Genomic DNA, 9,193 nt, shown 5'->3' on the forward strand with positions numbered 1-9,193 from the left:
CATTTCCATGCCCCAGAGCGAGGGGGGAAAGGGGGAGGTGACTTTCTCTTTAAGGCCCCGTAGGGGCCGCTCTTTGGCTCCCCCTTTCCCCCCTTCCCGCCCGCAGGCGTTCCCCGCCGCAGCGGATTTTCTTTTTGCTACTTTTTCTTTTGGAGGTGTGCGTATGGCTATGGATCAGCAGGTTGCTATGGAGCGGTTGCGGGAATCGTACCAGGAAAAGAATGAGCATTTGGAGAAGTTCCTGGAGCCGGTCACGCCCTTTGAATTTTACCGGGAGATCTTCCCGGTGGGTAGTTTTGAGAGGAAAGGCCATTTTGAGGACGCAAAGGGTAACGGGATCGCGGTGACGGTGCCGAAGGCTGCGGGGATTGCCTTGGAGATTGAGGGTGATGGCAAGGCTAAACGCTACACTATCACTGATGAGTTGTCTGAGTTGTCGAAGGTCTTTGATACGGATTTCACGATCATGTCTCCCATTTCTTACTTTGGGCGCCGGCGATGTGGCAAGAACGCTCGCTATCTCTATGCCTTAGTTTTTGATGTGGATGGGGTGGGTATGCCCCAGCTCCGGGACACGCTGCACCAGATGAATAAGGATATTCTTCCCCAGGCAACCTTTGTTGTAAACAGCGGGACGGGACTTCACCTGTATTATGTCCTGGAAGAGCCGATCCCTATGTACCCACATAACCAGAAATGCTTGAAGGAATTGAAGTATGCCCTTACCCGGCAGATATGGAACAGGTACACCTCTACCATCAAGGAGCCGCAAATGCAGGGCATTTTGCAGGGGTTCCGGGTGGTCGGCTCCGGCTCCAAACTGGGCCGGGAGTATCCTGTGACGGCGTACCGGCTCGGCGGGAGGGTGACGCTGGAAAGGTTGCTGGACTTTATCCCGGACAGCAACGGGGAGCAGCAGTACCTTGTGGGCCTCATGCGGAAGGGTCGGCTCTCACTGGCCGAGGCGAAGGAGAAGTACCCGGACTGGTATGAGCGGCGGATTGTCAAGAAGGAGCGGCGGGGCCGTTGGACGGTCAAGCGTGACCTTTATGACTGGTGGCTGCACCGGATCGGGGACGAGATCAGGGTGGGCCATCGGTTTTATGGCATTATGACGTTGGCGATCTATGCGAAGAAGTGCGGGATCAGTGAGGAAGAGCTGCGCCGGGATGCTTTCTCCCTGCTGAAACCCTATGATGATATGAGCGTGGAGGACATCAACCGTTTTACGAAAGATGATGTGGTGTGCGCTCTGGAGATGTATAACGAGGACTATGTGACATTTCCCAGGGACGATATAGCGAAGATCTCCGGTCTGACTATGCCCGTCAATAAGCGGAACTGGCGCAAGCAGAGAGAACATCTACAATTTGCGCGTGGTGTGCGAGAGGTTAAGGGCAAACTTGGTGAGTCTATAGCTGGTGGTGGACGCCCATCGGCTCAGGAACGGGTGTATGAGTGGCGGCAGCAGCACCCGGAGGGCCGGAAAGCCGACTGTCACCGGGACACGGGCCTTGATCCTAAGACGATTCGTAAATGGTGGGATGGCGTTTCTTCAGAGGCAGGAGGGGCTTGATTTAGATAATCGAATATGGTACAATAAACAGTACAGAATATAGTACATAAAATGAGGCGGAGGTGTGTAGAATGATCGCTATTAACTTTTCAACGGCCCGGAGCCGGCTCAAGGATTTCTGCGACAGAGTTACGGATAATGCTGAGACTGTTATCGTAACGAGAAAGGCAGAAAAAAATGTAGTAATCATCAGTGAGGAACGGTATAACGAGTTGGAGAAGGCAGAGCGGAACGCTGCCTATTTGAGCAAGCTGGAGAGAGGGCTTGAACAGGTCCATGCTGGGCTTGGTATTACAAAGACAATGGAGGAACTGGAGGCAATGGCGGAAGATGGCGCATAACATTACTTTCTCGCCGGATGCCTGGGCCGACTACCTTTACTGGCAGTCAGAGGATAAGAAAACGCTAAAGCGGATCAACAAGTTGCTCCAGGAGTTGCAGCGGGATGGAGCAGTGCAGGGAATGGGTAAGAGTGAGATCTTGCGGGGAAAAAAGGGCATGAGTAAGCGGATCGACAAGGAAAACCGGCTGGAGTATACAGTGGAGAATGACAGCATTGTGGTGTTGTCTTGTAGGGGCCACTATGAAGATTAGAAAATAGGAGGTGTGGTCCTCATGGTAAAGAAGGTGCTGCAGATCGGCTATGAGCCGGAGCGTGACCGACTGACCTGGGACGGCTGGGACATTCACTGCGGCCAGGGCTTGGATGTGCTACTACCAGATCGGCTCGGTGGGGGCACGTGGCGTCCAGTCTCCTTTGAGTACAACTCTGAAGGTTGGTATATGCCTGGGTGCCCTGGCGTCTCCCCGGTTGGATTGTGGGCCAGGGAGAGCAAGGACGGCTAAAAGTAAGCCGGCGTCAAAAGAGACGCCGGCTTTTTCTTGTTTTCTGTATTTCTATATTGCTATAAAAATAGATGTATAGTAAAATAGAAATCAAGATACATAGAAAAGTATGATTCTATAATTGTAGAGGGGTGATGACCAATGATAATTGCAGTAGCCAATCAGAAAGGCGGCGTCGGAAAGACGACCACGGCCCAGGCTCTCGCTGCAGGTCTGGCCGGAAAAGGGTACACGGTGCTGGGGATCGATCTCGACCCCCAGGGAAACTTCTCTACGGCCTGCGGCGTGGAGAGTTACAACGTCCCGACGATCTATGAGGTGATGAAGCGGGCGGCCACCATCCAGGAGGCCATGCAGCACACGAAGGGCGGATATGATTTGGTGCCGGCCAATATTATGCTGGCCGGAGCCGAGCAGGAGCTATCCCAGACCGGGAAGGAGCACCGGCTGAAGGAGGCTGTGGCTCCGGTCGCCGGCGACTATGACTTCATCGTAATCGATACGCCGCCTTCCCTGGGCGTGCTGACGGTGAACGCCTTTACCTGTGCCACCGATATACTGATCCCCACCACGGCCGGGATCTTCGCCACGGCCGGGATCTCCCAGCTTAATGAGACGGTCACAAGCGTTCAGAAGTATTGCAATCCTGGCGTGAAGATCCGTGGCATTCTCTTTACCCGGTTCAATCCCAGGGCCAACATCAGTCGGCAGATCAAGGAGCTGGCGGAGCAACTGAGCGAGTATATTTCGGCGCCAATCTATAAGACCTATATTCGTTCTGCGGTGGCGGTTGAGGAGGCCCAGGCGAACCGGGCCGATATATTTGACTATGCCGGGAAGTCTACCGTGGCAGAGGATTACAGGGCCTTTATCGAAGAATTTCTGAAAGGGGTAAACGAGTGATGGCAGGAAAAACAAAGTTTGACCAGGAGGCTGCGTTCAAGTCGATCATTGGGGCTGGCCGGGAGTCGGAGGCGGAAAATCAAGAAATGCCAGTGGGGAAAGCGAAGAATAAGGATCGGGTGCAGCGGTCGTATTTTCTGGATCGGGATATTGATAAGGCGTTGCGGAGGATGGCACTGGAGGAAGAAAAGAATCTGACAGAGACAGTCAATGATGTTTTGCGGAGAGCATTGGAAAAGTATCTATAGATAGTTAGCTATACAAAAATGGATAGCTCCTGACTTTCGATATAAGTCTCAGGAGCTATCCATTTTTGATTTACTCTTCAGGCCAGATAGCGATTAGATCCCCATTGCTAAAAAAAGCGATAGAATACCCATTCCCAATACTTCCATCGCCAAAAGAGACTCCCCATGCATTAGAGGTAGAATCTTTTATGATTGCGATAGGTTCAAGTTCAATGCTTATGGATAACGCATCGGAAATCTCATCAAAGATATACTGACCATACTGAAGAGCATCGTCCTCATCCAAAATTTCGATTTTAGGAGCAGTGAATTCAAAACTTGAAATGTCCATTTTGTAGTCAGGAATAGAGTCAATCTCGAATTCATATACGGGAAGTCCCATAGATATGCCTCCGGAGTTTGCTGGAGCAGAGGTGTTTGCACACGAAGATAAAATAAATAGTGATACTACTAAAAGTAGCAAAGAAATTCTCACATTTCTCATAAGCAAAGAGATCAGGCGAAGTCTGGGTTAGGCCAAGTCTTCGTGCTACATCCAAAATCACAGCCTTGGGCCAAATGAGAATTCCATGCGGATCGACAATTATTAACTAAAGTAGTTCTCTCAGAATCTGTTAATTCATGCCAATCAAAAGAGGTGGCCACCGTAGTCTCTGTTTTTGAAGCATAATTGTAGCGATAAATTTTTCTTTGTGGTGTGACAACATATGCGTTTCCGCGAGTACTTTCAGCATAACTCTTATCACTGGGAGAGAACGATTCTGAATTGGGGTGAGTATGGATATAGCCGACATAGGTTGTGCCGCTCGGCACATTAATATTGATATTGGGGCAACCGTGAGGACTTTCAATCTGAACATTGGTGTAATAATAATTTGAGCCAGATCTATAAATCGCAGCACAATATTCGAAACGAACATACATACCGGAACTGTAGATTGCCGTTGCAAAATCCTTGGCGGCAGCATCAGCAGAAGTAAAAGCACCTGAAGTGTAACCGTTCCGATACACTACAGTTACATAAGGCATATAGGAGGAATTTACGCCGCCATATTCAGTAGAGGCGAGAACACGATCATATGTTGAGGAAGAATTGTTTGTAGTATTTTTTATGACAATACCCTTACTATAAGAATAAGTTCCATCTTTCCAGGCCTTAGCCGCACTCGTTATATTAAAGGAATACCAAGAATTTGCTCTCATGCTCACGGAAGAAATAGACGGCCCTGTATTACTTGCGACATTCGCCGAATTATACGTGACAGAGGACTCAGACCAAGAATTACCAGTATAGTAGTAAGCGGTGAGAGTAGCAGAAGAAGATGTGCTACCACCTGATTTTCTCACATTATATGTAACACTATTGATTCTGGTATTAGAGAGCTTATTAAAGAATGTGCTATTTTGCAAAGATGGAAATTTTACCAAAAGATAACCGATTTTGTACGTGTCATCGCAATATCCAACATGATGATAGTGATTGTCTCCCAATGCAGCACTGGGAGCACCAGAATAAACGATAGCATCGTTGGTCGAAGTGTTCACATTGAAGGTAAATGTAGGATCAACTGTTACTGGATATATGGTGGATGGTGCGTTCAAAAATTCCTCATCAATATGTAAAGTGAGAAGATAGGTCCCGTTCTCTATTGGGGTCAGCTCATAATAATTGTCAATGGTCTGCTTCAAATTTTGATCATATACAAGAATAGATGCAATACTTGCGACAATTTCTCCGGTTTCAGGATCGGATAGAGATATTCTTCCGGTTTCTGTAATTTGAGGAGTAAGAACACCGGTATTCATAATGAAAGTAAACTCAGATGGGGCGTTGGAAGAGGCTAAGACAATTTGCTCCTTGTATCCATTGTATGTGGTATAGTAGCGAAGTAAAGTTTCAGGCCCGAATGCGTTTTCGTATTCAATATAGTCCTTATCAAATTCAGTTTCAGTTGTCTCACTTCCAACTTCAGCATCTGATATGCTTCCACCAATGGTGTTTATAGCGGAGGGAATTCCGATGGAAACACGATAGCCATCATGCATAGCTGTTAAAGCAGAGCCGGAGAAGAAGTTTGTTGGATAGTAAACTTTAATACTGTTGTGTTCGCTGCTATACCCGATACCGTCTTCACTACCAAAATATGGAGAGATGCTGGTATCAATATCATGGACAACCCCATTATCGTCTATATACTTTACAGGATGTTGGAAAATATAAGCTGTGTTGAGATTTGTATTAGAATTTCGATAGACTACAGTATACAAATCTTCCTCTTCTTCTCGGACGCGGTACAGACTGTCATCTGCTTCAAGGATGTCGAGCGATAGAGCTTCGATTGGCGCATCGACATCCGGGGTGTATACCATATCATCATTGCTCCATCCAATAGTGTCAAAATTGGTCATCTCTATTGGGCTCACATCATCTGAGGCTGCGGTGGATACAGGCAACATTAAAGTTGCAAGGAGCGAGAGCGAAAGGAAAAAACTTAAAATTTTTCTTAGTTTGCTCATAGTAGTCTCCTTTCTCAATTCCGTAGGTTTACTAAAAGGGGAAAATAGGTAACAGCAGGCTCTGTGAACAGTATACAGGTAATGTAAGAACTTGTCAATTACAACAAAATAAACGGACTATGGACAACAGATAATTTGAAAAATGCCCAAAAAGATGATTTAACAAGGCACAATCAGATTAACGGTTTACCCGTTTATATATGAACGGGTAAACCGTTATACGGTTATATTTTTGAATATGTTGACAATCTGGTTCTTCTATGGTAACATGAGTATGGAAGAAAATAGTTGTTGAGACTGCGGATCGGCTCGACGTCGATTAGCGGCTCCGATGGAAAGGAGGCTGGATAGAAGAGATGGCTGTGGCCGGTGCTGGTCGGGAGCTGCAGCGGATATGAGTGCTCGTCTGGGCGAGGGTAAATAGTAATTAGGCCCAGAGCGTCTTGGCCGGGAGTTGCCGGCTGGGGGTTTAGCAGTTTGCTAATCAGAAGCCATGACAGGGTTGATACTCCTGTGTGGTGCGCGGGCTTGCCGAAGTAACCTTTGTGAACTGGAAAGCGCACCATGGACCCCACCATGAGTAATCCTTTTGAAAGTGATGGGTAAGTGAAATGTATCGTGTCCCTATCCACCCTCTGAGAGTAGCCGGGATACTGTAGATCTCCCGGAGAGCCGCCCACCTCTAAAATGGGCCGACAGATCCCCAACTGCCGTAGAACTGAATAAATGGGGCTGCACACATAAGCAGTGTAAAAAAGTGTAGGGAGCAATCCCAAACCCGTCACACATAAGACGTTAAAAAGTGTACTTTGCCGAATGTCGAGTCTCCAAAGGGAGCTGGCAGGAGGCGGCTTAGCTTGAACTCATAGAAAAATAGAAAACAAGAAATCTCGTTTTATAGATAAATAGAGACAATTAAAAATATATTTGTATTTTCATAGTAATATAGAAATCTATTTTGAGAAAGGAGGGTGCCATGGGCCGGCGCAATAAGTCGTACTCCAAGGATCTCCACCAACAAGCCTACGAACGGCTGAACGGTATGCAAGCCTTTGGGGAGAGCCGGCGGGCGGCCAAGGTGGAGGGAGCCGACAGAGATAAGATATTTTCCTTCAACACCTACAAGAGCTACTGGAAGCACACAAAATATTTTATCAAGTACATCAAGGAGCACCACCCGGAATGTACTACGCTGAAAAAGGCAAGGAAGTATGTGGGCGAGTGGCTGCAGGACGGCGTGGATCGGGGCCTCTCTGCCTGGACGATAGGGGTGCAGCGGTCGGCCATGGGGAAGCTGTACGGAATTGCCCCGGATGACGAGGACTTCTTTAAGGCCCCCAAGAAGCAGAGAGAAAATATCAAACGGAGCCGCGGCACCCGAGTGCGGGACAAGCACTTCTCTAAAACCAACAATGACGGCCTGATTAAGTTCTGCCAGGGGACAGGGTTGAGACGGAAGGAGCTGCAGGAGCTTCGAGGGAAGGATCTCGTGACCAGGGCGCAGATCGAGGCGGAGATCTCCGAGCTAAAGAAGCTCCCGCCGGTGGAGCTGACGCCGGACGCTGAGAAACGCCTGGGGATGCTCCAGGACGCGCTCATGTTCCGAGAGGACTACTTTACCCACGTCCGCAACGGAAAGGGCGGCAGGGAGCGAATAAGCCCCATCATCGGGCCGAATACGGATCAGATTGTGGAGCGTATCAGAAGCACGCCGGCAGAGGAGAAGGTGTGGCAGCACGTCCACCAGAGCGCCGATATTCACGGCTACCGGGCCGAGTATGCCACGGCCATCTATAAGAGCCATGCCCGGCCTATTGAAGAAATTCCCTATGACCGGGTAAACAAGGGGACGGGACACCGCTACCAGAGCCAGGTCTATACCTGCAGGAAGGACGAGTCCGGCCGGAAGCTGGACAAGGCGGCCATGCTGGTCTGCAGTAAGGCCCTGGGCCACAACCGGCTGGAGGTTGTAGCGAATAACTATATCCGAGATCTGTGAGGAGGTGCCGGTATGCCTAAGTTTGTAAGAAAAGCAGCCCTGGACAGATACCCGGAGGTCGCCGGCGGTCGCAGCTCTGCGGACTGGACTCACGTACTTCTGACGGAGGAGGAGTACAATGAGCTGCTCCGCAAGATCTCCGTGGCGGAGAGGGATGTCAGCGAGGCAAAACAAAGGGCTGAAAGGGCGATATCTGATGCTAAATGGGAGGCCGCTCAAAAGGCCCAACAGACCCGCCAGGAGGCCAAGGAGCAGGTGGCGGCTATCCAGGGGGAGCTGGAGCAGGAACGGGCGGAGAACGCCCACCAGCGCGCCCTGAATGCCAATTTGCTGCGGGTCAGCAGAGAACGAGCCAATGCAGATCGAAACCTGAAGCCGAAAAAAGAACGGTGTGGGTATGTGGTGGTAAACTCAGAGGAGAAAGAGACTGGCTTCAGGGCTGGTAGCAAGCGGCTGCACAAAGTTATGCTCTGGGAGACAACGATTCAGACTCCATATTCTGTTCAGATGGCAGAGGCGGTAGTAAGAAAGCAAATCGAGGAAGACTTGTTCCCGGCTGGGAAGAAGGCGATGATCGTCGGCCGGATCGGGATTACGGGGAAGTTTAACGGCAGCTATGAAAAGTTTCTGGAGGGGAAAACACAAAATCCAGAGGACCCGTTTTATAATGGAAACGTGGTGATCTCCCGACAGCAGCGTTTGAAACGAAGGTTCCGTCTGGAGTATTGGGAGGTGGCAATCGTACACACAAAGCCGCTGGGTGATATTCCAGAGGATCTTCTGCCGTTTGAAAAGAAGCCTGTCCAGGGGGCTTGAACTTGGCTCCTGGACAGGCTATAATAACAACTAAAAATAGGGAAAAACTCTATTGATAATATATGCCGTGTGTGAGAGCTTATCTGGGGTTAAATCTGGACTGTCGAAAAAATGGGAAAAACTCTATTGATAATATATGCCCCCCTATGGCCTTTAGGCCCGTAAAAAATCTCTTGAATTTCTCTCTCGGACAGGGAGAAAGTCGGAGGGGAAAAGGGGGGTGAGCGGCGGGGTGTGGGAATGTGGTAAACCCGTAGGGTTTTCCATCATTTCCATGCCCCAGAGCGA

General features: G+C 49.2%; 10 protein-coding genes. 8 read left to right on the plus strand and 2 right to left on the minus strand.

Features of this window, described 5'->3' with window-relative positions:
* Positions 1–163: 163 nt before the first annotated feature.
* The 6 genes from B5F35_RS16765 to B5F35_RS16790 all read left to right on the plus strand — a co-directional run bounded on the left by B5F35_RS16765 (position 164) and on the right by B5F35_RS16790 (position 3,573).
* Positions 164–1,576 (plus strand): hypothetical protein, encoded by a 1,413-nt coding sequence (locus B5F35_RS16765; RefSeq protein ID WP_242969572.1) that lies wholly within the window; start codon positions 164–166, stop codon positions 1,574–1,576.
* Between the two features lie 71 nt (positions 1,577–1,647).
* The gene (locus tag B5F35_RS16770; RefSeq protein WP_087242692.1) at positions 1,648–1,917 is read left to right on the plus strand and encodes a type II toxin-antitoxin system Phd/YefM family antitoxin; all 270 of its coding nucleotides are present in this window, start codon (positions 1,648–1,650) and stop codon (positions 1,915–1,917) included.
* Complete coding sequence (locus tag B5F35_RS16775; protein WP_087242693.1) at positions 1,907–2,170, plus strand: Txe/YoeB family addiction module toxin; 264 nt, start codon at positions 1,907–1,909, stop codon at positions 2,168–2,170. Before B5F35_RS16770 ends, B5F35_RS16775 begins: the two co-directional genes overlap by 11 nt.
* A gap of 21 nt (positions 2,171–2,191) precedes the next feature.
* Positions 2,192–2,422, plus strand: coding sequence for a DUF5348 domain-containing protein (locus B5F35_RS16780; RefSeq protein ID WP_087242694.1), 231 nt, complete (start codon positions 2,192–2,194; stop codon positions 2,420–2,422).
* Between the two features lie 141 nt (positions 2,423–2,563).
* On the plus strand, positions 2,564–3,325 hold the full coding sequence (locus B5F35_RS16785; protein ID WP_140401274.1) for a ParA family protein: 762 nt from the start codon (positions 2,564–2,566) through the stop codon (positions 3,323–3,325).
* The gene (locus B5F35_RS16790) at positions 3,325–3,573 is read left to right on the plus strand and encodes a hypothetical protein (RefSeq protein ID WP_087242695.1); all 249 of its coding nucleotides are present in this window, start codon (positions 3,325–3,327) and stop codon (positions 3,571–3,573) included. Before B5F35_RS16785 ends, B5F35_RS16790 begins: the two co-directional genes overlap by 1 nt.
* A gap of 70 nt (positions 3,574–3,643) precedes the next feature.
* Here the strand turns inward: B5F35_RS16790 and B5F35_RS16795 are convergent, their stop codons facing one another.
* Both B5F35_RS16795 and B5F35_RS16800 read right to left on the minus strand, forming a co-directional pair.
* Positions 3,644–3,955 (minus strand): hypothetical protein, encoded by a 312-nt coding sequence (locus B5F35_RS16795; RefSeq protein ID WP_087242696.1) that lies wholly within the window; start codon positions 3,953–3,955, stop codon positions 3,644–3,646.
* Between the two features lie 113 nt (positions 3,956–4,068).
* On the minus strand, positions 4,069–6,090 hold the full coding sequence (locus B5F35_RS16800) for a DNRLRE domain-containing protein (protein ID WP_087242697.1): 2,022 nt from the start codon (positions 6,088–6,090) through the stop codon (positions 4,069–4,071).
* Positions 6,091–7,066: 976 nt separating this feature from the next.
* On the opposite strand from B5F35_RS16800, the gene B5F35_RS16805 reads away from it, so the two are divergent.
* Together B5F35_RS16805 and B5F35_RS16810 are read left to right on the plus strand one after the other, a co-directional pair.
* Positions 7,067–8,089: a site-specific integrase gene (locus B5F35_RS16805; RefSeq protein WP_087242698.1), complete on the plus strand. Its 1,023-nt coding sequence runs from the start codon at positions 7,067–7,069 to the stop codon at positions 8,087–8,089.
* A 12-nt stretch (positions 8,090–8,101) separates the two neighbouring features.
* Complete coding sequence (locus tag B5F35_RS16810; RefSeq protein ID WP_087242700.1) at positions 8,102–8,905, plus strand: hypothetical protein; 804 nt, start codon at positions 8,102–8,104, stop codon at positions 8,903–8,905.
* Positions 8,906–9,193: the final 288 nt, after the last annotated feature.

It is taken from the genome of Anaeromassilibacillus sp. An200 (assembly GCF_002160025.1).
Lineage (GTDB): Bacteria > Bacillota > Clostridia > Oscillospirales > Acutalibacteraceae > Caccousia > Caccousia stercoris.